This is a genomic window from Peribacillus sp. NPDC096379 (assembly GCF_044762875.1).
Taxonomy (GTDB): Bacteria; Bacillota; Bacilli; order Bacillales; family DSM-1321; genus Peribacillus.
In genome coordinates this window covers 627,389-654,204 of the sequence record NZ_JBIWFD010000001.1, presented here as the reverse complement: position 1 = coordinate 654,204, position 26,816 = coordinate 627,389, and the positions used below count along the sequence as shown (strand labels likewise).

Annotated in this window: 25 protein-coding genes and 2 riboswitches; of the genes, 4 read left to right on the top strand and 21 right to left on the bottom strand. The window is 39.5% G+C overall.

The features are described 5' to 3' along the window. Positions 1-31: 31 nt before the first annotated feature. The 6 genes from ACIQZI_RS03155 to ACIQZI_RS03130 all read right to left on the bottom strand — a co-directional run bounded on the left by ACIQZI_RS03155 (position 32) and on the right by ACIQZI_RS03130 (position 4,959). On the bottom strand, positions 32-544 hold the full coding sequence (locus tag ACIQZI_RS03155; RefSeq protein ID WP_403069270.1) for a metallophosphoesterase: 513 nt from the start codon (positions 542-544) through the stop codon (positions 32-34). Further along, complete coding sequence (locus ACIQZI_RS03150) at positions 541-1,155, bottom strand: XTP/dITP diphosphatase (RefSeq protein WP_403069267.1); 615 nt, start codon at positions 1,153-1,155, stop codon at positions 541-543. The genes ACIQZI_RS03155 and ACIQZI_RS03150 overlap by 4 nt, the downstream gene beginning before the upstream one ends. A gap of 210 nt (positions 1,156-1,365) precedes the next feature. Then, positions 1,366-2,436: a GerMN domain-containing protein gene (locus tag ACIQZI_RS03145; RefSeq protein ID WP_403069264.1), complete on the bottom strand. Its 1,071-nt coding sequence runs from the start codon at positions 2,434-2,436 to the stop codon at positions 1,366-1,368. Positions 2,437-2,604: 168 nt separating this feature from the next. Then, positions 2,605-3,402: a glutamate racemase gene (gene racE / locus ACIQZI_RS03140; protein WP_062177028.1), complete on the bottom strand. Its 798-nt coding sequence runs from the start codon at positions 3,400-3,402 to the stop codon at positions 2,605-2,607. 16 nt (positions 3,403-3,418) lie between these two features. Beyond that, the gene (locus ACIQZI_RS03135; RefSeq protein WP_403069260.1) at positions 3,419-3,856 is read right to left on the bottom strand and encodes a MarR family winged helix-turn-helix transcriptional regulator; all 438 of its coding nucleotides are present in this window, start codon (positions 3,854-3,856) and stop codon (positions 3,419-3,421) included. A gap of 878 nt (positions 3,857-4,734) precedes the next feature. Beyond that, a complete protein-coding gene (locus ACIQZI_RS03130; protein WP_028392149.1) occupies positions 4,735-4,959 on the bottom strand; it encodes a helix-turn-helix domain-containing protein in 225 nt (74 codons plus the stop codon). Positions 4,960-5,486: 527 nt separating this feature from the next. Between ACIQZI_RS03130 and ACIQZI_RS03125 the strand changes: the two genes are divergently transcribed. Both ACIQZI_RS03125 and ACIQZI_RS03120 read left to right on the top strand, forming a co-directional pair. Next, the gene (locus tag ACIQZI_RS03125) at positions 5,487-5,732 is read left to right on the top strand and encodes a hypothetical protein (RefSeq protein ID WP_403069257.1); all 246 of its coding nucleotides are present in this window, start codon (positions 5,487-5,489) and stop codon (positions 5,730-5,732) included. 1 nt (position 5,733) lies between these two features. Further along, complete coding sequence (locus ACIQZI_RS03120; RefSeq protein WP_403069254.1) at positions 5,734-6,009, top strand: restriction endonuclease; 276 nt, start codon at positions 5,734-5,736, stop codon at positions 6,007-6,009. Between the two features lie 364 nt (positions 6,010-6,373). Here ACIQZI_RS03120 and ACIQZI_RS03115 read toward each other — a convergent pair whose 3' ends face one another. The 5 genes from ACIQZI_RS03115 to ACIQZI_RS03095 all read right to left on the bottom strand — a co-directional run bounded on the left by ACIQZI_RS03115 (position 6,374) and on the right by ACIQZI_RS03095 (position 10,979). Next, positions 6,374-6,820, bottom strand: coding sequence for an acyl-CoA thioesterase (locus ACIQZI_RS03115; RefSeq protein ID WP_403069251.1), 447 nt, complete (start codon positions 6,818-6,820; stop codon positions 6,374-6,376). 213 nt (positions 6,821-7,033) lie between these two features. Continuing rightward, complete coding sequence (locus tag ACIQZI_RS03110) at positions 7,034-7,588, bottom strand: hypothetical protein (RefSeq protein WP_403069248.1); 555 nt, start codon at positions 7,586-7,588, stop codon at positions 7,034-7,036. A gap of 182 nt (positions 7,589-7,770) precedes the next feature. Further along, positions 7,771-8,538, bottom strand: a complete 768-nt coding sequence (sdhB, locus tag ACIQZI_RS03105; protein ID WP_062177014.1) for a succinate dehydrogenase iron-sulfur subunit — start codon at positions 8,536-8,538, stop codon at positions 7,771-7,773. Positions 8,539-8,556: 18 nt separating this feature from the next. Then, positions 8,557-10,308 carry a succinate dehydrogenase flavoprotein subunit gene (gene sdhA, locus ACIQZI_RS03100; protein ID WP_403069245.1) on the bottom strand — a complete coding sequence of 584 codons (1,752 nt, stop codon included), beginning with the start codon at positions 10,306-10,308 and terminating at the stop codon, positions 8,557-8,559. Positions 10,309-10,370: 62 nt separating this feature from the next. Beyond that, entirely contained in the window at positions 10,371-10,979 is a 609-nt protein-coding gene (locus ACIQZI_RS03095; RefSeq protein ID WP_062177008.1) for a succinate dehydrogenase cytochrome b558 subunit, read from the bottom strand. Between the two features lie 323 nt (positions 10,980-11,302). Between ACIQZI_RS03095 and ACIQZI_RS03090 the strand changes: the two genes are divergently transcribed. Continuing rightward, positions 11,303-11,758: a YslB family protein gene (locus ACIQZI_RS03090; RefSeq protein ID WP_403069241.1), complete on the top strand. Its 456-nt coding sequence runs from the start codon at positions 11,303-11,305 to the stop codon at positions 11,756-11,758. Positions 11,759-11,873: 115 nt separating this feature from the next. On the opposite strand, the gene ACIQZI_RS03085 is transcribed toward ACIQZI_RS03090, so the two are convergent. The 8 genes from ACIQZI_RS03085 to ACIQZI_RS03050 form a co-directional block, all read right to left on the bottom strand. Beyond that, a complete protein-coding gene (locus tag ACIQZI_RS03085; protein WP_403069238.1) occupies positions 11,874-13,106 on the bottom strand; it encodes an aspartate kinase in 1,233 nt (410 codons plus the stop codon). A gap of 94 nt (positions 13,107-13,200) precedes the next feature. Continuing rightward, positions 13,201-13,379: riboswitch (Lysine riboswitch) on the bottom strand. 202 nt (positions 13,380-13,581) lie between these two features. Next, positions 13,582-15,354: an excinuclease ABC subunit UvrC gene (gene uvrC, locus ACIQZI_RS03080; protein ID WP_062176999.1), complete on the bottom strand. Its 1,773-nt coding sequence runs from the start codon at positions 15,352-15,354 to the stop codon at positions 13,582-13,584. An 89-nt stretch (positions 15,355-15,443) separates the two neighbouring features. Then, positions 15,444-15,758, bottom strand: coding sequence for a thioredoxin (trxA, locus tag ACIQZI_RS03075; RefSeq protein ID WP_062176996.1), 315 nt, complete (start codon positions 15,756-15,758; stop codon positions 15,444-15,446). A gap of 471 nt (positions 15,759-16,229) precedes the next feature. Then, positions 16,230-17,207: an electron transfer flavoprotein subunit alpha/FixB family protein gene (locus ACIQZI_RS03070; protein ID WP_062176992.1), complete on the bottom strand. Its 978-nt coding sequence runs from the start codon at positions 17,205-17,207 to the stop codon at positions 16,230-16,232. Between the two features lie 124 nt (positions 17,208-17,331). Beyond that, positions 17,332-18,105 (bottom strand): electron transfer flavoprotein subunit beta/FixA family protein, encoded by a 774-nt coding sequence (locus ACIQZI_RS03065; protein ID WP_403069233.1) that lies wholly within the window; start codon positions 18,103-18,105, stop codon positions 17,332-17,334. 110 nt (positions 18,106-18,215) lie between these two features. Continuing rightward, complete coding sequence (locus ACIQZI_RS03060) at positions 18,216-18,989, bottom strand: enoyl-CoA hydratase (protein WP_403069230.1); 774 nt, start codon at positions 18,987-18,989, stop codon at positions 18,216-18,218. An 88-nt stretch (positions 18,990-19,077) separates the two neighbouring features. Beyond that, a complete protein-coding gene (locus tag ACIQZI_RS03055; protein WP_062176982.1) occupies positions 19,078-19,665 on the bottom strand; it encodes a fatty acid metabolism transcriptional regulator FadR in 588 nt (195 codons plus the stop codon). 273 nt (positions 19,666-19,938) lie between these two features. Further along, positions 19,939-21,639, bottom strand: a complete 1,701-nt coding sequence (locus ACIQZI_RS03050) for an AMP-binding protein (protein ID WP_403069227.1) — start codon at positions 21,637-21,639, stop codon at positions 19,939-19,941. Positions 21,640-21,942: 303 nt separating this feature from the next. Continuing rightward, positions 21,943-22,109, top strand: a riboswitch (M-box (ykoK) riboswitch). 294 nt (positions 22,110-22,403) lie between these two features. Here ACIQZI_RS03050 and mgtE point away from each other — a divergent pair. Further along, positions 22,404-23,762 carry a magnesium transporter gene (gene mgtE, locus ACIQZI_RS03045; RefSeq protein ID WP_403069224.1) on the top strand — a complete coding sequence of 453 codons (1,359 nt, stop codon included), beginning with the start codon at positions 22,404-22,406 and terminating at the stop codon, positions 23,760-23,762. A 258-nt stretch (positions 23,763-24,020) separates the two neighbouring features. Here mgtE and ACIQZI_RS03040 read toward each other — a convergent pair whose 3' ends face one another. Together ACIQZI_RS03040 and ACIQZI_RS03035 are read right to left on the bottom strand one after the other, a co-directional pair. Beyond that, entirely contained in the window at positions 24,021-24,428 is a 408-nt protein-coding gene (locus ACIQZI_RS03040) for a DUF350 domain-containing protein (protein WP_062176973.1), read from the bottom strand. Positions 24,429-24,449: 21 nt separating this feature from the next. Further along, a complete protein-coding gene (locus ACIQZI_RS03035) occupies positions 24,450-26,807 on the bottom strand; it encodes an endonuclease MutS2 (protein WP_403069221.1) in 2,358 nt (785 codons plus the stop codon). Positions 26,808-26,816 lie beyond the last annotated feature (9 nt).

The window sequence follows — 26,816 nt, the reverse complement described above, 5'->3', positions numbered from 1 at the left end:
AGTGGACTTCTTCTGTCTATTATACATGATCTCATTCAAATGTGTACGCATTGCTTAAGTCTTTTACCAAATTCCCCTCGACATCGTAGTAATGGATGATAGCTTCTTTTTGAGTGAGCTCGAGGATGGCATACGTTTTTTCTTTACGGTTTCTTGGAAGGCGTATGCTCCCTGGGTTAATGTATAGTCTCCCGTCAATCATTTCAGAACCGGGGATGTGTGAATGACCGAAGCAAATGATGTCCGCTTGCTCTTCCTCCGCTTTATAGGAAAGATTCATAACGGTCATTTTCACATTATACAAATGACCATGGGTGACCAAAAAACGCGAGTCACCGATTGTTTCCACTGTATAATCTGGATAAGCAGGGTCATGATCGCAGTTACCTCTAACCGCTAACAACCCTTCCATAATCGCATCTGCTTTCTCTAACTCAGAATCACCACAATGGATGAATACATCGACTTCAGCTTGGTGACGGGCTTTTATTTTTTCAACCTCTGACGTTAGACCATGGCTATCGCTCATAATCCCTACTTTCATAATTGAGCTGCTTCCTTTTCAAGAAAAGCATCTAATTTTCCTTCGAGTACATGTAGGGCATTAGCGCGGTGACTGATTTCATTTTTCTCATTGCTTTTGAGCTCAGCCATCGTTTTTCCTTTTTCTTTCACATAAAAAACAGGATCATAGCCAAAACCATTCGTACCCTTTGGTTCGTTTGTGATTCGTCCTTCCACAGAACCAGACACTGTAATTGTTTCTTGATTTGGAGATGCAAGCGCTAGTGCGCAATAAAATCTTGCCGTTCTTTTGTCTTCTGGCACATCCTTTAATTCTTCGAGAACCTTATCTGTATTGGCCGCATCGCTCTTTGCCTCACCAGCGTAGCGTGCTGAATACACGCCAGGTCTGCCATCAAGCGCATCTACAATCAAGCCCGAATCATCAGCTATCACAAACTGCCCGAGCATTTTACTAATTGCTTCTGCTTTTAAAATTGCGTTTTCTTCAAAGGTAGTCCCTGTTTCCTCGACATCTGGGGCGTCTTCGATATCAAGGAGCGTCTGAACCTGAAACCCTCTTGAATGAAACAAGCTTTCGAATTCTTTTGCTTTCCCTTTGTTTTTCGTTGCAATAATGACCGTTTTCATCCTATATCACTCCTGAATCACTGTAAGATTTTTTTATAACGCGGTTGATTTTTATGCCTAACTTGTTAATTAGTACTCCAATTTTAACGATAATTAAAGTCTAACACAATTTCCTCTATCATAATAATTCTACCACTTAATGAAATCCCTTATCATCACAAACAAAAAAAGGTCTGCCAAAAGCAGCCCTCACACATTTATATCCTTCTATTAAAAACTGCCCGTATTCACTTTTGCAGGACGGCTTACGGGTTCGGTTAATGCTTTACCAGCTTCATCCACCAAACCGCCCTTTCCTTGTACAAGCACTTCCACGCTTTCAATGTCTTTTTGTTCTGTTAATGAAAGAACCAGTGCATCAAGAGCCTCTTTCGAAATCTTTCTTTCTTTGAAACTGCCTAGAATATTCTCATTGAAATCCAAGGTAACTTTTCCATCTTCAGTTTTCGGTTCGGCAATTAACGCAACATCATCCGTAAAACCTGAAAGCAGACTTGAGGCAAGTCCTGGTCCTTTTACCAGTTCATTGACAGCTGCCGTGATCGTGTCAGTATTCGATTCTTTGACCCTTTTTGTTACAGGAACATAATAGTAGCTACCATCTTCACCGCCAATATAATACACAGTAAGCGGCATCGTATTAGAAACATCCGTAACATTAGATAAATCGAAGTTAATACCTACTGAACGATTCAATCCGTCTGAAATCGGTGTTTTGTTAACCGGCATTTCTTTCATTTCCGTGCCATTCAATTTTAATACCACTTTATCAACCGTATCGAATTGAGTTAATGTATAAGTGATGGCTTGGAGAATTTTTAATTCATCTTCTTTTTTATAGGTAGCAAATTCCTTGGAAAAATCAGCGGTTGCTACACCTTCTTTAATATCAACACTTACATGTGTATCCGCAGGTATTACCGCTCTAAAGCCATTTGGAAGCACCTCAGACACAGGTCCGTTGGCGACTAAATATTCAAGCGCTTGCTGGGCAACTGCTGTATTAGAAGGAAGCTCTAGCGTTTGTGGTACGACAAACCCGCTTTTATCAATCAAATACAATTCGGTTTTGATGGTTTTGGTTGCTTCTTCTTTACTATCAGTTTTAGTTGCTTCCTTACCATCCACTTCTTTTAATCCTGCTTCATCATCTACTAGTGTCACTCCTTCTGGTGGGTCAATTTTTGCTTTTTCTTTTTCACCGAACAGGCCGCAACCACCTAAAAAGAGCGAAGAAGCCAGAACAGTTGTGATAACTGATATTTTTGTTACGTGAGTCATGTTCAATCCCTCCCAGGACAGTTTGTACTACTATTTATACGAGCCATGGGAATTTATAGACCTATTTTTTTCAAAAAAAATAGGAGGCGACTCATATGGGTCTGCCTCCTACAATATCAATCGTATTTAAACTGTTACCAATGTGTCATGTCCAAATAGTTAGTCTGATCAATCAATTTTCACCGTTTGGACAACCCCTATCTTTTCACCGATCCAACTATAGGCAATACTTTGGAATATTTCCTTAGATCCAGTCGCGAAAAATTGGTGTTTTGGTGTTTCTTTGCTTACATTCAACAGATTATCATGTTGTAGGATGACGCTCGCTTCACGTGCAGTCTCTTCACCAGATGAAATGACTTTCACATTCCTTCCCATGAACCGGCTAATTTCCGGCCCCAGTAATGGATAATGCGTACAGCCAAGAACGAGCGTATCAATGTTCGTTTTCTTTAAGGGTCGTAGCGTTTCAGCTATCACTTTTCTAACGATCGGACCATGAAACTCGCCGCTTTCCACGATTGGAACAAACTTCGGACAAGCAAGGCTATCCACCTTCACTCGATTATTAATCATTGCAAGTGCGTGATCATACGCCTTACTCGTAACGGTACCATCAGTCCCAATAATACCGATATGTAAATTTAAGGATACCTTTAATGCTGCACGGGCACCCGGGTAGATCACACCGAGTACCGGAATCGGTAGTTCTGAACTAATTTCTTCGAGAGCTGCGGCTGTAGCTGTGTTGCATGCAATAATCAGCATTTTCATATCGTATTTCAAAAGATAACGCGTCATCTGCCAAGTGAAGGTCTTCACATCTTCCATTGGCCGTGGACCATACGGGCATCTCGCCGTATCCCCTATATATACAATATTCTCATTGGGTAGCTGACGCATAACCTCTTTCGCTACCGTTAAGCCACCGACTCCCGAATCCATTATGCCTATTGGTCGTTTCAAACATCTCGCCTCATTCTTATCGCATTTCTTGATGTAATTTAATTAAATTTTCTTTAAGTGTTACGATTTCTTCACTTGAAAAATTCACTAAAACGTCTTGAAGATACACTTGACGCTTTTTAATAACCTCATCTATTATCCGTTTTCCTTCTTCTAAAAGATGAATTCTTACCACCCGACGATCTTTCTCATCCTTCACACGTTGGACAAGCTCATTTTTTTCCATGCGGTCAATCAAATCCGTCGTTGTGCTGAAAGCCAAATACATCTTAGAGGAAAGCTCCCCTATTGTCATATCGCCTTCTTCTGACAACCACTGAAGAGCAATAAATTGTGGAGGCGTAATTTTATAATTATTTAACATTTCCCGGCCCTTTTGCTTAACCAAACCCGAAACATAACGCAGCTCTTTTTCAATTCTCGCCACATGCGCAACATGTGTTACTTCATCCATTTCTCACAGCTCCCAACCACTTATACAAAACTTTATTGTCTTTATTGTCTATGAAAAATAGGGAAATTTCAAGAACCATTCTTCGCATACAAAACAAATATGGCATTAAAACGCCACCATTTACCATTAGGCATCTATTATTAAGCACGCTACACTCGCCTAATCACAATGGTGGCGGTGCGGAGCTGGTTTTTGAAATACTTTTTTTATAAAGTGAAACTTCAATCAGTGGGGGTTTTCTCCATCCCTCACTGATTGTTAGTCCCGTTCTACTGTCGCTAAGATCGCAGCAAACGCTTCGATCAATCGACAGTACGAACCCGATTGGTTCAACTAAACCGCTGAAGAGCACAGCGGTAAGTTTCACTGTATCTCACCAATCGGGCTTTTACGGGCAGTTATCCCCCACCTACGCTTCTTCGATTCCTCTAAGCCTTAAGGTAGGGGTTTTACTGCCCGTTAATGCGGGATAAAGTAGGTATTTTTGTAAAGTAGATTGGCTATTTTAGTAAATGGCGAAGTCCCGTCCCCATGTCCTTCATACAAAACTCCTATGACGTTAAAACACCACCATTTACCATGAAGGACTAATCAAGTATCACGCTACACTCACCCTATCATAATGGCGGCGGTGCGGAGCCGAAATTTTGAGGTGGTTTCTATATTAAAAAAAGGATACAAGCTAAGAAGATTGGCTAGATTAGTAAGTCGCGAAGACCCGTCCCCATGTCCTTCATACAAAAAAATTAACAGCAATAACGAGCACCTTCTTGAATGTATTCATTCATTATTGTGCTAGAAATATCGCTGCTAACAGTTTGACAAAATGGTGCTCTGTAAGCTTCTATCAATCAACTTCGTATGAAATCGAGAATGTGTTAGAGCTTCAACTCTCCCATACGAAGGAGTTCAATGACTGCTTGGGAACGCCCTTTGACTCCAAGCTTTTGCATCGCATTTGAAATGTGGTTTCGAACTGTTTTTTCGCTGATAAACAATTCACCTGCGATTTCTTTCGTTGTCTTATCTTGAACTAATAGTTCGAATACTTCTTTTTCTCTTTTGGTGAGTAATGGCTTATGAGTGAATTCGTTCTCCTTCAAGTGTTGTAACCCTCCTTGCCTTCACCAGCATAAAAACCCGGAGTGGGTGTCTATTTAGTCTTGTTATAGTATGACAAGAGAGGGGGGAGAGTGACTGTTTCAAGGCTCGAATAGTGAATTTCTTTTAGATTTTTTATTTGACCTAATTTTTGATTTTTAATCTGTATTAATCGGACTTGGCCTTGGGTGTTTTATCGATCCAAATATGTACTTTAGAATCCATAATACCCTTTTAAATCAGTTGGCACCACAACTTCACTCTTCACAGTTGTTTCAAGAAATCAAAGTATTTTATTCTTTGTGAAGTGAATCAGTGACTGCAAATGATGAGTAATGATACTAGACTTTTTTGGATATTTTTACCTATATTAATAAAAATTGAAGGTTGCTTTAAAGTTTTTAATTTCACGAACACATTTTCTCAAATTAGTTAATCTAGGAAGCGTAGTGTAGCTAAATGAAGAAAAGCTAGATACCTAAGACATATTGTTTATTTTGAAAGGGAAATTAGAACAGGAGAGAAAATCATGAATAAGAAGCAGAGAAACAGCATCCTTCAACTCGTTAGATTAATAGTTGGATTTATTACTTTAACTATTCTTTTATTGAATAGAACAGATATTTATTATTACATACTTATTTTCGTTCTCCCTATGATTTCGTCTATCATTATGGATCAGTTATTACCAGTATTAATAAAAAAGAATAGCCATAAACAACCAATAAAAAAACAAAAACCAGTCAACAAAACAGGGAGCAGACGGAGGAATTGATTTGATCTACTATCTTCCTCATGATGGAAAGACAGCCATACAGATTAAACATTATATACGTTCACAAAAGGAAATCAGCGTTAGTTTAATTAGAGAATTAGATGGTTCAAAACGGAATTATGGTTGCGTATTCAGTGAATTTATCACCACTTCTACCTTTACTAATCCAGCATCTGCCCAAGCACCAAGAGGAATGAACCTTAGAGACATTTACTGGTTCAATCGTGAAGTAATTCCATGGATGAAAAAAGAAACCGCGAAAAGAAAGTTAGCTTAATAAGACTTTTATCGATAAAGTAACGAGATACTCAAAGCAAGATATCGCTCCCTAAAACGGAGCTCTTAAGTCTTTCCAAATTACTTTATGGACAAATCTATCGTGCTTTCTTCAATTAATGAAACTGTATAGAAAAAGTTTCTTAAGTTCCATAAGTTTCTTACGCCCATAACAAAGAAGGTCAGCAAAACAATTCATAATTTAGATGTATCTAGATAATATTAGGATTGATGTAAAAAGAATAAGGGTCTTCCCCAGCACTCTATACATCGTATGTAGAAGTACTTACGTTTAATTTGAACTGTAAATTGTGAATGCTGGGTCTGACCCTTTCGTTAGAAATGATGTAGACTTGAAACCCTTGCTAAAACGCTCCCATCTTCTGTTTCATTTCCTCCGTCCATACCACTGACTTACCTGTCTTCTTTGAAATTTGAACGATCGTGCCACGACCTGTAAAGCACACTTTCCCTTCCTTCGTCCCCATGTAATGAAGATCTACGGTTGAATTTCCGATTCGAGCTACCTTGACGTGAACATCGATTTCATCATCAAAAAACAATTGCTCGAGAAAATCACATTGTAGATCTGCGACAACAGGGATTTCTTCTCTCGCATTGTGTACCCAATTTTGCATAAAGCCAATGCTCTTAAAATATTCAATCCTTGCTTCTTCAAAATACATAAACGGAACGGTATTGTTTACATGTCCAAACATATCCGTTTCTGAAAAACGTACTTTAACCGGGTGTTTAAATTGAAAGGATGACGCCCATTCTTCCATATTATCGATATATGATATTCTGCTCATTCTATTCGCTCCTTTCTGTGGAAAAGGGACGGAGCTTCGCAAAATCAGCTTCGTACCGCCACCTTCATAATATGACAGAAATTAAGATCCCAAACCTTTTTCATCGTTAGGTTGGGAGGAGACGCACATGAATGTTATTTATGAATAGCTATTCATTTATTCTATTGATAAATCATCTATTTAAAAAGCCTATTACTTTAATAATCAAAAAGGCTAGATTACATCATCATCTTCTTCTAAAGGTTTTGCGTTTTTAGAATCAGCCTTCTTTTTCTTTATTATAACGTCATCTGTAACAATATCCTTCTCTTGTTTTTTAAAAGAAAGTAAAGCTGCCTGTCCATCACTAGGTGATCCATCGGAAAAATACATCGGAAAAAGTGAAAAAAACATGATATAGAAAGAGAAATAAATGAATTGGTAACAAAAAATAGAATTATTTAATACGTCCAAAAATATGAGTCCATTAATAATAAATATGCTGAATAGATTGAACAGCGCTCCTCCTAAATAAATCATCACACTTTTAAATGGATGATCGACTTGTAATTTATCGAACTCGCAGTGTCCATTCCAAAAGTAGTATTTTTTTATATCCATTTTCAAAATTGAAAATAATTTATTCCCGCAGCCGAGTGTAAGCTTTTTCCCTGTACCTCCAAATATCGCAGCACAAAATAGGTGACCGCTTAAGTGAATAAACGTGACGATCGGCATGATGAGAAAAAAAGAAAAAATGAATTTGGTAACATCTGCAAAATCAAACAAACAATTACCTCCTACAACGCAAATCTTTCTTTTTTGTTATACTACTCTCTACCCAGTGCCAATCGTAAATAACTAGAAAAAATTTTTACACGTATTTTCTAAGTTTTACGCATAAATGAGGATTCACCATTTCCCATAATGAAAAAAGAACCCAATTCCGGGTTCTTTTTTCATTATTTTTATTAAACTTGATCGCTTCCGAAGAAGTTACGGAACGATTGTAGGGTTGTGTCACGGTTCAAGGAAGCGATTGAAGTCGTCAGCGGGATGCCTTTCGGGCATGATTGTACACAGTTTTGTGAATTCCCGCAGTTGGCTAAGCCTCCGTCTCCCATAATCGCATTAAGGCGATCTGAACGATTCATTTCGCCAGTTGGGTGCGCATTGAATAGACGTACTTGTGAAAGTGCTGATGGTCCAATGAAGTCTGAAGAGCTGTTTACGTTCGGGCAAGCTTCAAGGCACACACCACAAGTCATACATTTAGAAAGTTCGTACGCCCATTGACGTTTCTTTTCTGGCATACGAGGACCTGGTCCAAGATTATACGTTCCATCAATTGGGATCCATGCTTTTACTTTTTTCAATGAATCAAACATACGGCTGCGATCCACTTGTAGGTCGCGAACAACAGGGAATGTGCGCATAGGACTTAAGCGAATCGGTTGTTCTAATTGGTCGATAAGTGCTGTACAAGACTGTCTTGGCTTGCCATTGATCACCATTGAACAAGCGCCACAAACTTCTTCCAAACAGTTCATATCCCAAGAAATCGGTGTTGTTGTTTTTCCGTCAACCGTTACCGGGTTACGACGGATTTCCATTAGGGCAGAAATGACGTTCATATTTGGACGATAGTCTAATTCAAAAACCTCTATATATGGATCTGAATCTGGAGTATCTTGTCTTGATATTTCAAACCGTACTGTTTTTGTCTTTGTCTCAGCCATGCTTTTCTCCCCCTCTTTTTAGTGAGTTGTCGTATAGTCGCGTTTCCGTGGTGCAATTAACGAAACATCAATATCTTCGTAATAGAACTCAGGAGCTGAATTCGGGCCAGTAAACTTAGCCATTGTCGTTTTCATAAATTCATCGTCATTACGTTCCGGGAAGTCCGGTTTGTAATGGGCACCACGGCTTTCATTACGATTAAGAGCACCTATTGTAATAACCCGAGCTAATTGGAGCATGTTTTGTAATTGTCTTGTGAAAGAAGCTCCTTGGTTGCTCCATTTTGATGTATCTAAAATATTGATATTTTTATACCGTTCCATTAATTCGACAATTTTATCGTCTGTTGCTTGTAATCGATCGTTATGACGTACTACAGTTACGTTATTTGTCATCCATTCGCCAAGCTCTTTGTGTATAACATAGGCATTTTCTGTTCCATTAAGCGACATAATGCCATCCCATTTTTCTTGTTCTTGCTTCACATAGCCATCGAATAAAGAAGATGGTAGAGATTCGCTTGTTTCCTCAAGACCCGAAATATATTTAACAGCATTTGGCCCTGCTACCATTCCACCGTAAATAGCGGAAAGAAGAGAGTTAGCACCTAGACGATTGCCACCATGCTGTGAATAATCACACTCACCTGCAGCGAATAAGCCTTTAATATTGGTCATTTGATCATAATCTACCCATAGTCCGCCCATTGAATAGTGAACAGCAGGGAAGATTTTCATTGGCACTTTACGTGGATCTTCACCCATGAATTTTTCATAGATTTCAATGATGCCGCCAAGTTTAATATCCAATTCTTTCGGATCTTTATGAGAGAGATCAAGATAAACCATGTTTTCGCCATTAATACCAAGCTTCATATTTACGCACACATCGAAAATCTCCCGCGTGGCAATATCACGCGGCACAAGGTTTCCGTATGCCGGATATTTCTCTTCTAAGAAATACCAAGGTTTCCCGTCTTTATACGTCCAAACACGTCCGCCTTCGCCACGAGCCGATTCTGACATTAATCGAAGTTTATCATCGCCAGGAAGTGCGGTCGGATGGATTTGAATGAATTCTCCATTCGAATAAATCGCGCCTTGTTGATAAACAATAGAAGCTGCTGATCCTGTATTGATCATTGAATTCGTTGATTTACCAAAGATGATCCCTGGTCCACCGGTTGCCATAATGACAGCATCTCCTGGGAACGCTTTTATTTCCATTGTTTTTAAGTCTTGGCCAACAATCCCGCGCGCTACTTGATCTTCATCAATAACAGCCCCGAGGAATTCCCAGCCTTCATATTTCGTAACAAGTCCTTCTACCTCATAGCGACGAACTTGTTCGTCTAATGCATATAGCAATTGCTGTCCGGTTGTCGCCCCAGCAAATGCTGTTCGGTGATGCTGTGTTCCACCGAAGCGACGGAAATCTAGTAGACCTTCAGGTGTACGGTTGAACATAACACCCATCCGGTCGAACATATGAATAATTGATGGTGCCGCTTCACACATTGCTTTAACTGGCGGCTGGTTCGCTAAAAAATCGCCACCGTAAACTGTATCATCAAAGTGAATCAACGGGGAGTCCCCTTCACCTTTTGTATTTACTGCTCCATTTATGCCACCTTGTGCACAAACAGAGTGAGAACGTTTAACAGGAACTAACGAGAATAGATCTACCTGTTGTCCATGCTCAGCCGCTTTAATCGTAGCCATTAGCCCTGCTAGACCTCCACCGACGACAATAATTTTACCTTTACCCATTATTGCTCACTCCCTCATATCCGTTCAAAGCTTGTTAGCTTGCTCTGATTTATTCGAACCTTTTATACGAAAGCAAAAATTGCACGTAGCCCAATATAGCTAAGGACTAGGAATACAACTAATGTTATGTAAGTCATGATCTTTTGCGATTTAGGTGAAACAGTTAACCCCCAGCTTACCGAGAATGACCAAAGTCCATTAGCGAAATGGAAAACGGTTGAAAGAAGCCCTACAATGTAAAAAACAATCATGAATGGACTTGAAAAAATCGTTGCCATCATGTCAAAGTTCACTTCAGCACCAAGTGCAGCTTGAATTCTTGTCGTATACACATGCCAAATAAGGAAGATTAACGTTATAATTCCTGATACCCTTTGTAAAAAGAACATCCAGTTACGGAAAAAGTTAAATCTTCCTAAGTTGTTTTTAGCTGTAAAAGCGATGTAAATCCCATAAACAGCATGGAAAATCAACGGTAAATAAATGACAACAAACTCAACGACAATCTTGATTGGCGTGAATTCAATTAAATGTACCGCTGCATTAAAGGTATCCGCTCCTTTAGTTGCCATATAGTTGACTGTTAAATGGAAGATTAAAAACAGTCCAATTGGAACTACCCCAAGAAGTGAATGAAGCTTACGGTTCCCAAACTCTCGATTTTGCGCCACAAAGTGCCCCCCCTTAATTTGTGAAAACTCTCGCAAAGATAAAATCAATTCTCCCTTACCCCTGCATTTTCTAAATGTATGAAACTATTTAACAATCTTCTGACATGTCCATTTTACCCCTGTCTGATAATTGCGTCAAGAAAACGGATACAAGATTTCTTTTTTCAAAATAGAAATATTTTACTAGTTTTTTTCCTTATTCACCTAAGGAAAATCCCATAAGTCACCATTTATCCAACAATTTAATTTTAGATTTTCCTATAAAAATTAATGCTTCAACTCACAAAACGTATATAATAGTTGTATAGAAAGTGGGGAATACAATGGAAAAAGAAGCTCAGGCTCTGCAAGAATTATCTGATAACACTGAAATGCATATCCCGATTTTTGGCTACGAGTTAATTAGAGAAATACTATTAAATGATATTTTAGGCAAAGATTCTCCCCATGTTCTATACTGGGCTGGAAAACAGTTGGCAAGGAAATTCCCGCTTCACAACATAGATGAAACCATTAACTTTTTCTCTAGTGCCGGCTGGGGGGACTTAACATTGGTCAAGCAATCCAAAGACGAAATCGAAATGACATTAACTGGAATAATGGTTGAAAGACGGTTTGAATTGAACACCGCATGTCACTTTCAACTTGAGACTGGATTTCTTGCTGAACAAATCAGCTTACAAAGAAAATTCACAGCAGAAGGCGCCGAAGAAACGAAACGTCGCGCCCGCAGAGCTACGATATTCGTAAAATTAGATTTAAAAGACCCGATTGAGTAGATAAAGTGAAACTTCCATCAGTGGGGCGCTTGACTTTCCGTTAATGTGGGATAAGTAGATAAAGAGGATCGTTTAGCCATGCTTTGCATAGGTTTAACGATCCTCTACTCATTTTTTACGCTTTGACTACCGTTCTTTCATCAAGTTGAAATTCCACATGCAATGTTTCAACAGCCAGAACCATGTCTTTGTCTGGGATAACCGTAGAAACTTTGATTTCAGATGTGCTGACCATTTTCACTTGGATGCCTGCATCTGCAAGAATCGCAAACATTTTCGCTGCAACACCCGGATTAGAAACCATTCCCGAACCAACGATGCTCACTTTCGCTAAATTACTTTCCGTTTCAATTCTTTCAAACTGTAATTCTTTTTTATTACTTTCTAAAACCGTTAACACGCCACTTACGTCATCCTCTTTAATCGAGAATGTTAGATTCGTCGTACCAGTATCCGTAATGCTTTGGATAATAATGTCTACATTTAAGTGCTGCTCGGCAAGGGTTGTGAAAATGGTAGATAAGGAAGTTAATCTTCCAGTCAGTCCAAAAATGGTTACCCGTGTAATACTGTCTTCAAATGCAATCCCTCTAACAATTAAATTCTCTTCCATCGTTACTTCCTCCTCAATGATTGTTCCTTGTTCCCGTTCTATACTTGAGCGAACGACTAGCGGTATTCCATAATTCTTCGCAAATTCTACTGCACGTGGGTGAAGGACGCCTGCCCCAAGATTCGCCAATTCAAGCATTTCATCATAAGAAATCGATTGTAATTTCCTTGCTGATTTTACAAAACGAGGATCTGTTGTGAACACACCTGTAACATCTGTATAAATGTCACAGCGTTCTGCTTTTAAAGCTGCCGCTAATGCAACAGCGGTCGTATCGGATCCACCTCGGCCCAATGTCATGATTTCACCGCTCGCATCCACTCCTTGGAAGCCCGCTACAACAACGATTTTTCCTGCCGAAAGCTGTTCTTTGACCCGATTCGTCTCAATATCCAAAATTCTTGCATTCCCATGAATCGATTCAGCTTTAATCCCAGCTTGCCAACCGGTAAAAGAAACTGTGTCATACCCAAGTTCTTGTAATGCCATCGTAAGAAATGAAATCGTGACCTGTTCTCCAGTTGATAACAGCATATCCATTTCCCGTTTGCTCGGAGTATTACTGATTTCATTCGCCATCCAAACGAGCTCGTCGGTCGTTTTGCCCATTGCCGACACAACGACAACAACCTCATTCCCAAGAGCCGCTTCTTCTATTACCCGAGTTGCTACATGCTTTATTTTTTCAATATTTCCTACTGATGTACCGCCAAATTTCTGCACGATTAATCCCACTTTGTGACACCCTTTCCAGCTGTTTTTTTGCATACAAAAAAAAGCAATGAGAATTATCTCATTGCTGTGGTAACGTAAATACATACGAATATCACAGTGAGATAGCCCTCCAGAACAAAATTGTTCTGACAATCTGCCATTTATTCAATGTCAGACCAGCAAAATCAAGCTATGAGACTTGATCGCTTCGGCGACTTCCCCTTTCAAGACTTTTCACAGAAGCTCATCCTTCTCCAAGTCTTTACTAATGAAACCCGCACCTCTATCAACACACGAAAAGCGTAAGCGCCTTGTTCAGCCTCAGACAGAGCATAAGGCAAACATCTGTATGGAAAGTGATTTTCTCTCCATCAGATGTTTGACTTATGACCTCAGCCGGGCTAGGCGCTGTAGCTAGACAATCAAATTTATTAAAAACGTATATTACTTTTAAAAATTAACTGTAGTATAGCATACCCAATTTTGAACAGCAAGATTATTCTTGCAATTTCTTTACAAGCTCTTGAGCGACAGATCGCGGAATGCCTGCCGCTTGAACTTCTTCTACCGTTGCTTCACGCATTTTCTTTACTGAGCCAAAATGCTTTAGAAGTTGTTTTTTTCGTTTCTCGCCGATGCCTTCAATTTCATCAAGCAAAGATTGAAAAGCATTTTTACCTCGCAGCTGGCGGTGAAAAGTGATGGCAAAACGATGCACCTCATCTTGAATCCGTTGTAGCAGATAAAATTCCTGACTCCTATGGTTAAGCGGGATAATCTCAAGTGGATTGCCAATCATCAGTTCAGATGTACGATGCTTTTCATCTTTTACAAGGCCTGAGAGTGGGACTTCTAGACCGAGTTCATTTTCTAAAATATCGCGAACTGCTTCAACATGCCCTTTACCGCCATCAATAATGATTAAATCTGGAAGCGGAAGTCCTTCTTTCAACACTCTCGAGTAGCGGCGACGGACTACCTCACGCATTGATTCGTAATCGTCTGGTCCTTTAACCGTTTTAATCTTGTATTTACGATATTCCCGTTTTTCAGGTTTTCCGTCGATAAAGACAACGAGCGCAGAAACAGGATTCGTTCCTTGAATATTTGAATTATCGAAAGCTTCAATTCTGTGCGGTGTATAAATGCCGAGCTGTTCTCCAAGCCTCTCCACTGCTTTAATCGTGCGATCCTCATCCCGGTCAATTAAAGCAAATTTTTCTCCCAGCGCAATGCTAGCATTTTTACTAGCAAGATTGAGTAATTCTTTCTTTTGTCCAATTTTCGGGGTAAGAATTTTAACCTGTAATAATTGCTCCGCTAATTGTGTATCTACTGATTCAGGTAGAAAAATTTCTTTCGGCTTGAAATGATTTGCCTTTGAATAAAATTGCCCTAGATATGTTAGCAATTCTTGATCAGGTTCATCGTATATCGGAAACAACGAGACGTCACGTTCAATCAATTTACCTTGACGAACAAAGAATACTTGTACACACATCCAGCCTTTATCATACGCAAAACCAAAAACATCACGATCTGTATAATCATTGGACATCATTTTTTGCTTTTCCATCGTAACGACAATATGGGCGATTTGATCTCGATATTCCTTAGCCCGTTCAAAATCAAGTTCTTCAGCTGCCTCATGCATTTTATCAGACAACTCATTTTTAATTTCTTGATAGCCACCATTTAAAAATCGCGTAATTTCACCCATCATCGTTTTGTATTTTTCCTGTGGCACTTCTTTCACACATGGTGCGAGACATTGACCAAGATGATAGTATAAGCACACGCGATCAGGCAATGTATTACACTTTCTAAGCGGATAAATGCGGTCAAGGAGCTTTTTCGTTTCATTAGCCGCGATGACATTCGGATAGGGACCAAAATATTTACCATTATCTTTTTTCACTTTTCTGGTGATGATTAAGCGCGGATGACGCTCATTCGTCAGCTTGATGAACGGATACGTTTTATCGTCCTTCAGCATAATATTATATTTCGGATCATGTTTCTTGATTAAGTTTAATTCTAAAATGAGTGCTTCAATATTTGATGATGTAACGATATATTCAAAGTCTTCAATTTCATTGACGAGTCTAAGCGTTTTTCCGTCATGCGAGCCAGTAAAATACGAGCGAACTCGGTTTTTCAGTACCTTGGCTTTACCGACATAAATAATCGTTCCCTGGCGATCTTTCATCAAGTAACAGCCGGGATGATCAGGAAGCAGGGCAAGCTTGTCCTTAATTCTCTGATTCATGTTCAACCTCCCAACCAATCAATCTACATAAAGTGTATAAAAGAAAAAACTCCAAGCCATAGACTTGAAGTTTCTTAAATATAAAAGAATTAAGCGTGTTTTGCAAGAAGTTCTGATAATGCTTCTTTCGGTTGGAAGCCAACCACTTTGTCAACAACTTCTCCATCTTTTAACACGATTAAAGTTGGGATGCTCATTACGCCGAATTTACCAGCAGTTTCTTGGTTTTCGTCTACATCCACTTTAACGATTTTCACTTTGTCACCAATTTCGCCATCAAGTTCTTCAAGAACTGGAGCGATCATTTTACAAGGTCCGCACCACGGTGCCCAGAAATCAGCAAGAACTAAACCTTCGTTTGTATCTGTTGTAAATGTTTGGTCAGTCGAGTGTACAATTGCCATAATATATGCCTCCTAATAAACTATATTTCTAAAACCAGTATACCATTGATAATGAGATGCTTACTATTATTTTGCTTCATTGCTAAGATACCCTTAACTTACGTATCTATTCGCAATATGATTCGTATAAAGTGAAACTTCAATCAGTGGGGAGTGTTCTTCATCCCCACTGATTGTTAGTCCCGTTCTAGTGTCGCTAATATCTCCGCGCAGCGTAGATAAAGCGACTCTACGAACCCGATTGGTTCAACTAAACCTTTGAAAACCGCAAAGGTAAGTTTCACTGTATCTCACCAATCAGGCATTTACGGGCAGTTATCCCCCACGTATACTTCTTCGATTCATCTAAGCCTTGAGGTGGGGGTACTGCCCGTTAATGCGGGATTAATTCTTAAAATAGCATCATCTGATTGCAAAAATCAAGACATCTGCTTGATGAGCAAATGTCTTTCAACGGAAGAATCAGACCCTTTAGACGTTTAATTTAAGTTTCTTACATTCTTCAATAAGTAATGGAACGACTTCAAATAAATCGCCGACAATGCCGTAATCAGCAATCTTGAAGATGTTTGCTTCAGGGTCTTTGTTGATCGCGACGATCACTTTAGAGTTGGACATGCCCGCTAAATGTTGGATCGCCCCAGAGATACCACATGCGATATAAAGATCAGGTGTGACCACTTTTCCTGTTTGCCCAATTTGAAGGGAATAATCACAATAGTCTGCATCACATGCACCTCGGGAAGCGCCGACAGCTCCGCCAAGAACTTGAGCAAGTTCCTTCAATGGCTTGAAGCCTTCTTCACTTTTTACGCCACGTCCACCGGCAATGACTACTTTCGCTTCTGAAAGATCCACTCCTTCTGTTGCTTTTCTTACTACATCTTTGATAATAGCACGAAGGTCTTTAATCTCCACACGAAGAGAAGAAACATCACCGGTTCGACTTTCATCCTTCGCTAATGGCTCGATGTTATTCGGACGAATCGTTGCAAAGATGACTCCATCTGTTACAATTTTCTTCTCGAACGCTTTGCCTGAATAGATCGGACGAGTGAAGACTAGATTTCCGCCTGCTTCTTCAATGGATGTGACATCAGAAATAAGCCCTGAATTCAGTTTCCCGGCAATTCTGGGCGCAAGGTCTTTGCCAAGAGCTGTATGACCGAAAATAATGCCTTCTGGATTTTCCGCAGCAATGACTGCAAGAACTGCTTGTGCATACCCATCAGACGTATATTGAGCAAGTTTTTCATCTTCTACTGTAATGACGCGGTCCGCACCATATTGAATGAATTCATTGCCTAACGTTTGTATGTTTTCTCCTACTAAAACGCCGACTACCTCACCGCCATCTGCTGCCAAATTAGCTGCGCCGATTGCTTCAAATGATACATTTCTCAGAGATCCGTCACGTACTTCACCTAATACAAGGACTTTTCTAGCCATTAAAAAAACCTCCTGTAAGTCATTTATCCTGGTTTAACTATCCGGCAGCGGAAAACAAACCCCACTGATGGAAGTTTCACTTTATTGTTTGAATCGGGATCGTCGTTTTGATTTGCTGTTAAAACTAAATCACTTTCGCTTCTGAGCGCAGTAATTGTACGAGTTCTTTTACTTGCTCGCTCATATCACCGCTCAGTACTTTTCCTGCTTCTTTTTTAGGCGGAAGGTAGATTTCAATCGTTTTTGTTTTCGCTGCTACATCGTCTTCTTCAAGTTCTAAATCATCCAACTCTAATTCTTCAAACGGTTTCTTCCTTGCTTTCATAATGCCAGGAAGAGATGGATAACGCGGCTCATTCAAGCCTTGCTGAGCCGTAACTAATAACGGCAAGGACGTTTCGATGATTTCAGCGTCGCCTTCAACATCACGGGTAACGCTTACATTTGTACCAGCAATTTTAAGCTGAGTAATGGTTGTAATATAAGGAATGCCAAGAAGTTCAGCTACTCGTGGCCCAACTTGGCCTGAACCGCCGTCAATCGCTACATTACCAGCAATAATTAAATCAGGATCTTTATCTTTTAAATATTTACTAATAATTTTCGCTGTCGTGAATTGATCGCCATATGCTACATCTTCTTCAATATTGATTAAAACTGCTTTATCAGCGCCCATGGCAAGTGCTGTACGCAACTGCTTTTCAGCGAATTCGTTTCCAACAGTAATAACTGTTACTTCTCCACCTTGTGCATCGCGCACTTGGATCGCTTCTTCTACCGCATACTCATCATACGGGTTAATAATGAATTCAGCGCCGTCTTCATTGATTTTTCCGTTTGCTAAAGTAATTTTTTCTTCTGTATCAAACGTTCTTTTCAGTAATACGTAAATATTCAAAGGAATCCCTCCTGATTTTTTTAAAAATTAAGACTATTTTAGACATTGTTCAAAAAGATCGGCCCGTTTTTTATCCGCCTTTTTGAACAAGTCCGATTAGAAAAGTTTCATTACTTACCTTTAAAAACAGCCTCTCTTTTTTCAATAAAAGCACTGATTCCTTCTTTGGCATCTTCAGAAACAAATATCGTACCAAAGCTTTTCGCTTCGTTTTCAATGCCTTTATAAAAACTCTCTGGCTTGGCATCGTTTAAAAGGTCAATCGCCGCTTTCAATGCGAGTGGGCTTTTCTGTGCAACTTTCTCTGCCAACTCCTTTGCTTTTGGCAAAAGCTCTTCATCTGAATAAGCATGGTTTGCCAACCCGCATTGAACAGCCTCTGTACCCGTAATCGGTTCACTCGTAAACAGCATTTCAGCAGCCTTTGCAACTCCCACATAACGGGTTAGACGCTGGGTGCCACCAAAGCCAGGTACAAGTCCAAGCTGTAGCTCTGGCAAACCAATTTTGGAATTTTTTGTAACCAAACGGATATGACAAGCCATCGCTAGTTCCAATCCTCCCCCAAGAGCTGCACCATGAATGGCAGCAATAACCGGTTTTGGATATCGTTCAATTTTCTCAAATACTTCTTGGCCATTTCTGGAAAGTTTCGTGAAGGCTTCACCACTACTTACACTTGTAAACTCTTTTATATCAGCACCCGCAGAGAAAAACCTTCCTTCTCCGTGGATCAGCACGCAACGAACTGCTTGATTCGTTACCAGCTCATCAAACAGCTGTGAAATTTCCTGGATGAGACTTGAAGAAAGTGCGTTCGCAGGAGCCCTTTGAATCGTAACGAGAGCAACGTGATTTTCGATAGAATGGTTTAAAAACGCCATGATCATCCCCTCCTTAAATGTATAAATAATTATGTAAAAAACTTATAGAAATGTATGGTGCCAAGCTTCTTATTTAAACGAAAGAATTCTACTTTTTAGAGCCACAACCGCCAAGTAATAGTTGATGGACCGATTCTGCAAGATCTGGCAAGGAATACTTTTGATCGTTCATTACCCAAGTTGTTGCCGTTTCATCAATCGTTCCAAAAATCATCTGCCTTGTTAGTCTGACATCCAAATTTGAAAGAAACTCACCGTTCTCTTTTCCTTCAATGATGATCGTGTCTACGATCTTTAAATAGTCTCGTAGCACATCATTGATCCTCTCTCGGAGTTCAAGATTGGACTGCCGTAATTCAAGCTGGGTGACAATGGCCAAGTTCGCATCACTTGCAAGAATTTGAAAATGTTTTCTGATCATTACAAGTAATTTCTCCGCCGCACTCATCGTTTCCTTTATTTCCTCTTCAATTTGTTCTACAAAATAACCCATTTTTTCATAGAATAATGAAATTAAAATGTCTTCTTTGTTTTTAAAATACAGATAGATTGTACCGTCAGCGACTCCTGCTTGTTTGGCAATTTTTGAAACTTGTGCTTGATGATAGCCATTCTGTGCAATTACAACAACAGCAGCATCTATGATTTGTTTATACTTTGGTTTATTTCGGTTCACTGAACTTCTCCTTATCATTTTAGATATGAATGAATAGTCATTCATATTTTCATAGTAGAGTGAATGACCCTACCTGTCAAGGAGAAATGTTCATTCAAACGCCGCTTCATGCTGTTACTTTTGTCACTGAAAAAGGACAGACCCCGCACCAACTAAATACAGTATAAAATAAGTGTATGAAACACTACACACTGATTATTGAGTACGAGGTCAGACCGTTCGATTTTTCATTCATATTTGCACTTGGATCATGGGCTAAACCGAAGCCAATCATTAGGCCTTCTTATGTTCATCTTCACTCCATTTCTTCTTTTCTTCTTCAATAAGGGCCCGACGCAAAATTTTTCCTACTGCTGTTTTTGGTAGTTCTTTACGGATTTCATATACGCGTGGTACTTTGTATGCCGCGAGATATTTTCTTGCGAATTCATCTAACTCCTCATCCGTAACCGAAGCTCCTTCTTTCAAGACGATATAAGCCTTCACGGTTTCACCACGATATGGATCAGGGATACCTGCGACAACAAGTTCTTGAATATCTTCATGCTCATATAACACTTCTTCAATTTCACGCGGATAAATATTAAAGCCGCCAGCAATAATGACATCTTTTTTCCGGTCAACTACATAAAAATAACCCTTTTCATCCATATATCCAAGGTCGCCTGTAAGAAGCCAACCATTTCTGAATGCTGCTTCTGTTTCTTCTGGTCGGTTCCAATAGCCTTTCATCACTTGAGGACCTTTAATGGAAATTTCACCGATTTCTCCTACTGGCACAGGCTCTCCTGTTTCCAAAGAAAGAATCGCAGCATCCGTATCCGGCCATGGCAATCCAATGCTCCCTTTAACACGGGGTTCATCCCAGATTAGATTGGCATGTGTAACAGGTGAAGCTTCTGATAAGCCATAGCCTTCTACTAATTTTCCACCTGTGACCCGTTCGAACTGCTCTTGGATTTCTACGGGCAAAGCAGCCGATCCACTAATACATGCATCAATTGAAGATAAATCATACTTTCCGATATCAGGATGGTTCAACAAGCCAATATAAATGGTGGGTGCTCCCGGAAACGTGGTCGGCTTTTCTTTGTGAATCGTTTTTAGCGTTTTTTCAGCATTAAAATTGGGCATTAAAATCATTTGATAGCCTTGTACAACGGACAAAAGCATGACTGTGGTCATCCCATACACATGGAAAAATGGGATAATGCCGAGAACCTTTTCTTTCCCTCGCCCCCCTTTGTACAACCATGCTTTACACATCTCCGTGTTCGCTAGTAAGTTTTTATGCGTCAACATGACTCCCTTCGGAAAGCCAGTTGTGCCACCTGTATATTGCAATAATGCGATGTCATTTTCGAAATCCGTTTCTACGGTTGATTCTTGAGGTACGCTTGTTTTCATAATTTCTTTTAATAAATGATGGTTGCCGCTATGCTCGACTTTAACAACGAGTCCGTATTGTTTTTTCTGAATAAATGGATAGATAAGATTTTTCGGGAAGGGCAAATAATCTTTGATGGTGGTTATAACGATGTGTTTAAGATCCGTTCTTTTAGCAATGGCCGAAACTCGCGGGAAGAGAATGTCTAGTGTTAAAATAAATGTCGCTCCAGAATCGTTTAGATGATACTCAAGCTCTCGTTCCGTATAAAGTGGGTTCGTTTGAACAACGACTCCACCAGCCATAAGCGTTCCAAAGAAACCAATAACAACTTGCGGACTATTTGGTAGCATAATGGCCACCCGGTCCCCCTTTTCGAGCCCAATATCTTGTAGGTATGCGGAAAATTTAAGAGCCGATTCATAAAGTTCCTTATACGTCATCTCTTTTCCTTCAAAGTGAATGGCTATCGTATCGGAGAATTCTTCTGCGGATTGCTTTAAAAATGAGTGCAGTGGTTTTTCTGTGTATTCAAGTGACGTAGGAATAGTAGCTGGATACATATCTTGCCATGGCTTGTCGTTCATCCAATTCCTCCTTTTAAAAAAACAGAAAATTTAAAATTTTATCCTTTATTATAATATACCTGACAATGAGTCACAATTCCTTCTAATATAAAATAATGATACGAATGAAGGTGGACATGCTATTGTTCCATTAATGAACATAGTATGAGGTTGAATAGATTTTTGCGTGGGTTTACTCACATATTAAGAAAAAAGCAAACGAAGGAGGAACATTCCATTCACAAAGACTAAAAAAAGGTAGACTTTATGAATAGATAAACATTGACTTCTAAAAAATATTCCTTTAGAGTGAATTTGCAAACTAAATATCCTCGTTAGGTGAGGCTCCTGTGTTGGAGATATGCTACTGCCCAAAAATGTCGAAAGACGCCAATGGGTCAACAGGAACCATCGACATAAGGTGGTTTTTAATGTAGCTGGCGATTGTCCTATGCCACACAGTGCTAAAGCTCTACGAATGGAGGAACAGATTGACTGCCATGTATTTGTCATGCAGACAATGTACATATAGTACCGTGTGTTACACCTTCATTTGTAATGGAGGTGTTTTTCATTTTGGAAAACTTCTGGTACGAGGATTTCATGAGCTTGTACTTTTCTATTTGGGAGGTGAGGAGTAATGGACCCAGATTCGGACCCCTACTTAAAGCATAAAAATCAAATAAATACAAAGGTTATGAAAGACGAATTTCACATCATTTTTCTTACTTTTGTTAGATCACTGAGGGGAATTATTTCTTACTCCTCAAAAAGGAGTGGCGAAGATGATAAAAGACATGACAGAAGACCAACTAGCGCTTCAAATCATAAAAGTAGTAAAAGAAGGCAAAAGAAATGAATTCCAAGCAATAATAGAAGAACTTCAACCTTATGATATTGCACGAATTTTTGAGGGGCTTCCAGAAAAACATCATACTCGGTTCTTATTGTTTCTTACATCGGAACAAATCGCTGAGCTTATTCAGGAAGTTGAAAAAGTACATCAATTAAAAATCCTTACTAAATTAGGAATTGAAAAATCCGGTCAAGTAATGGATCTAATGGAAAATGATGATTTAGCTTCATTGTTAGAGAACCTATCTCCTGATAAAATTGAAGAACTTCTTTCAGGTATGAAACAAGAAGAATCGAAAATCGTTCAACATATCATGAACTATCCTCCTGAAACGGCAGGTCGAATCATGACAAACCGGTTCGTGTGGATTCCTCAACACTATACGGTTCGTGAATCCGTTGATAAACTTAAAATATTTGCAGAGTTCTCGGGAACGATTAACTATCTGTATGTCATTGATCATGATAAAAAATTAGTAGGTGTTGTCTCCTATCGAGATTTAATCATAAGTGATGAATATGAAAAGATTCAAGATATTATGTATAGCCGTGTGATCTCCGTTCCGGCTTCCGCTGACCAAGAAGAAGTCGCTCGTATTATTGAGCGTTATGACTTTGTATCCGTTCCTGTAGTCGAAAAAAATCATGAATTAGTAGGAATTGTAACTGTTGATGATATTATTGATGTTGTTATTAAAGAAGCAAACGAAGACATTGAAAAACTGTCAGCATCGGGTAAAGCGATCGATTTTGATACGAAGGCACATGTGGCCGCGTACCGCCGACTCCCATGGCTTATTTTACTTTTATTTATCGGTTTAGTGTCTGGAACGATTATTAGTAGTTTTGAAGAAACATTATCCAAAGTAGTTGCACTGGCCTACTTTATGCCCATGATTGCTGGGATGACAGGTAATACAGGTACACAATCTTTAGCTGTTGTTGTAAGAGGTCTAGCTACTAATGATACGGATCGAGGAGTTGTTTTCAAACTTATTTTGCGAGAATTGAACGTTGGATTAATCATCGGCATTACTTGCGGCATCTTAATTTCGATTATCGCTTTAATTTGGCAAGGAAATCCAGTTCTAGGGTTAGTAGTTGGAAGTTCATTATTTATGACTCTCATTATTGGTACTTTAGCTGGGACGATTATTCCGCTAATATTATATAAATTTAACATCGACCCTGCTATCGCTTCTGGTCCATTAATTACAACACTAAACGATATTCTATCACTACTGATTTACTTTGGTATTGCCACCATGTTTATTTCGAAATTGATGTAGAATGAAATCTTAACTAAGCTCATTTATCAAAACAAGGGTCTGACCCCATACTCTCCACACTGTTTATTAAGGCATTTACGCTTCTCTAAACAGTAAAAAGTGGATGTGGGGTCTGACCCTTTTTCGATAAACTGTTTTTTTGTGATTTAACCACTGACTACCATATAAATAACTCCAATGACAAGAAAGGTTCCGCAGCAAATAAATAAGATCTTCGCAAGTCTTTCCAACATTTCAACTTCTTCCCTTCTCTAAGACTTATGAAATCCCTGCTCCAATGACAAAGGACAAGCCGATGGAAATAATCATCGCCAATAGTCCGACTGCGCGATTGTCATTTTCAATTTCTTCATCGACCTTAAAGCCTGGGGTTAAAAACTCGAATATGAAATAGCCGAGTAATAACAGAACAAATCCGTAAACCCCCCAGCCAATCATCGTCAATAAAGAATCGTTGTGAATAATGGAGTGGCGAAAAACGTTGGATATTCCAAATATTTTTCCGCCTGTGGCCATCGCGACAGATACGTTGCCATTTTTAATTTCTTCCCAATTTTTATACTTAGTTACCAGCTCAAATACAGCTAAAAACAAGACAATACATAAAATGACAACACTATAATAAGCAGTCGTATACACATATTCATTTCCCCAGATTTTTTCCATTCAACTTCTCCTGATTCGCCCTTATTTAAATTCGACGACTGTAACTCCTGTTCCACCTTCACCCGCTTCACCAAAGCGACTGCGTTTAACCGAGCGATGGTTTTTCAAATATTCCTGAACCCCTTGTCTTAGCGCACCTGTTCCTTTGCCATGAATGATGGATACACGAGGATAGCCTGCAAGCAGGGCATCATCAATATACTTCTCAACTCTTGATAAGGCATTTTCATAACGTTCACCGCGAAGATCAAGTTCTAAGCTTACATGATAGTCCTTGCCTCTTACCGTTGATAGTGGCTTTGCCATTTTTTCCGGCTTTGGCGCACCAATCAGTTGAATATCGGCTTCGTCTACTTTCATTTTCATGATCCCAATTTGTACTTGCCATTCTGTATTGGAAACTTTCTCAATTGCGTGCCCTTTTTGCCCAAAAGAGATCACTTTTACTTCATCACCTGGTTGAATCGTTCTAGGCGCTTTTTTCACGAGTGGTTTAGACGTTTTCTTGATAACTGGTGTTGCTTCCTCCAAACGTTTTCGCGCTTCAATCAATTCGTGTTCCTTAATATCGACACTTTTCTCAAGTCGCATCTTTCGTAAATCGGCAATAATGGCTTCCGCTTCTTTTTTCGCTTGTTCAATTAAATCGGCTGCTTTTTCTGCCGCTTTCTCCATCAGCGAATCTTTTTCTTGATGATACTCCAGCGTTTCTTTTTGCAGCTCATTATGCAGTTTTTCGGTTTGCTTTAGATAATCTGCTGCTTCCCTTGCATCCTCTTCAGCTTGTCTTCTGCTTTCTTCTAGTGAGGCAATCATACTCTCCACTTTATTCGTATCAGCGCCAATATGACTGCGCGCATGATTAATCACTGCATCATTCAATCCGAGCCGCTTTGAAATTTCGAATGCATTACTGCGTCCGGGTACGCCGATCAATAACTTATAGGTCGGTCTTAGTGATTCCACATCAAATTCGACACTGGCATTGATGACCCCTTCATGGTCATAGCCATATGCTTTTAATTCCGGATAATGGGAAGTCGCGATGACTCTTGCCCCGCGCTTGTAGACTTCATCAAGGATGGAGATGGCAAGTGCCGCACCTTCCTGTGGATCTGTTCCAGAACCAAGCTCATCAAATAAGACAAGACTTTCATAATCCACATACTTTAAAATATCGACAATATTTACCATGTGAGAAGAAAACGTACTTAAGCTTTGCTCAATGGACTGTTCATCACCAATATCCGCAAACACATGCTTGAATACAGCGACTTCCGATCCATCCAAAGCAGGGATTTGCAAGCCTGATTGAGCCATTAATGTTAAAAGCCCAATTGTTTTAATCGTTACGGTTTTCCCCCCGGTATTCGGCCCGGTAATCACAATCGTTGTAAATTCATCACCTAAGTAAATATCGTTTGCTACTACTTCATCAGCAGGAATGAGAGGATGTTTTGCTTTTAATAGTTTAACTCTGCCCTCATCATTTAAAGCAGGTTTCGAACCTTTGATTGCCTTCGCATAACGGGCTTTTGCAAAAATGAAATCGATTTGCGCAAGTACCTTTACATTGACGAGTAAGTCATGCGTATGCTCGCCAACCGCTTGTGATAATTCCACAAGAATGCGCTCAATTTCCAACTGTTCTTTCAATCTTGCTTCTTGAAGTACATTATTGAGCTCAACAACCACTTGCGGTTCTATGAATAAAGTCTGCCCTGAAGAGGACTGGTCATGGATGATTCCGCCGTAATTACTGCGATATTCTTGTTTAACTGGAATAACAAATCGATCATTTCGAATCGTAATAATCGCATCGGAAAGCATTTTCTGAGCATTAGAAGAACGAATCATGCTTTCTAATTTTTCACGTATTCTGCTTTCGTTTGTGCGCAGTTGATTTCGTATCGTTCTTAATTTATCACTAGCTGAATCTAGGACTTCGCCATTCTCCCCAATGCAATAGGAAATTTGCTGTTGCAATTCAGGCAGAGGAAGCAATGTTTCCATATAGCCATTTAGGTTTGGCACACTAAATTCATTTTCAAGTAATTCTTCAAAAAAGCGACCAAGAATTCGGCCTGCACGAATGGTGCTAGCGATTTCCATTAATTCATGAGGGCTGAGCATCCCACCAATTTGGGCCCGTTTGGCATGTGGACGAATATCAAATATTCCACCGAGTGGGACATTGCCCTTCCTACGGAGTACATTTGCTGCTTCATCTGTTTCTTCCTGCCAGTTTGTCACCTCAGTAAGGTCTGTAGAAGGGGCGAGCTCAGCCGCCTTTTCTTTACCGATTGCAGAAGAAGCATATTTCAATAGCTGTTCTTTTATTTTATCAAATTCCAATGTTTTCAAAACTTTCGAATGCATGGAGTTGTA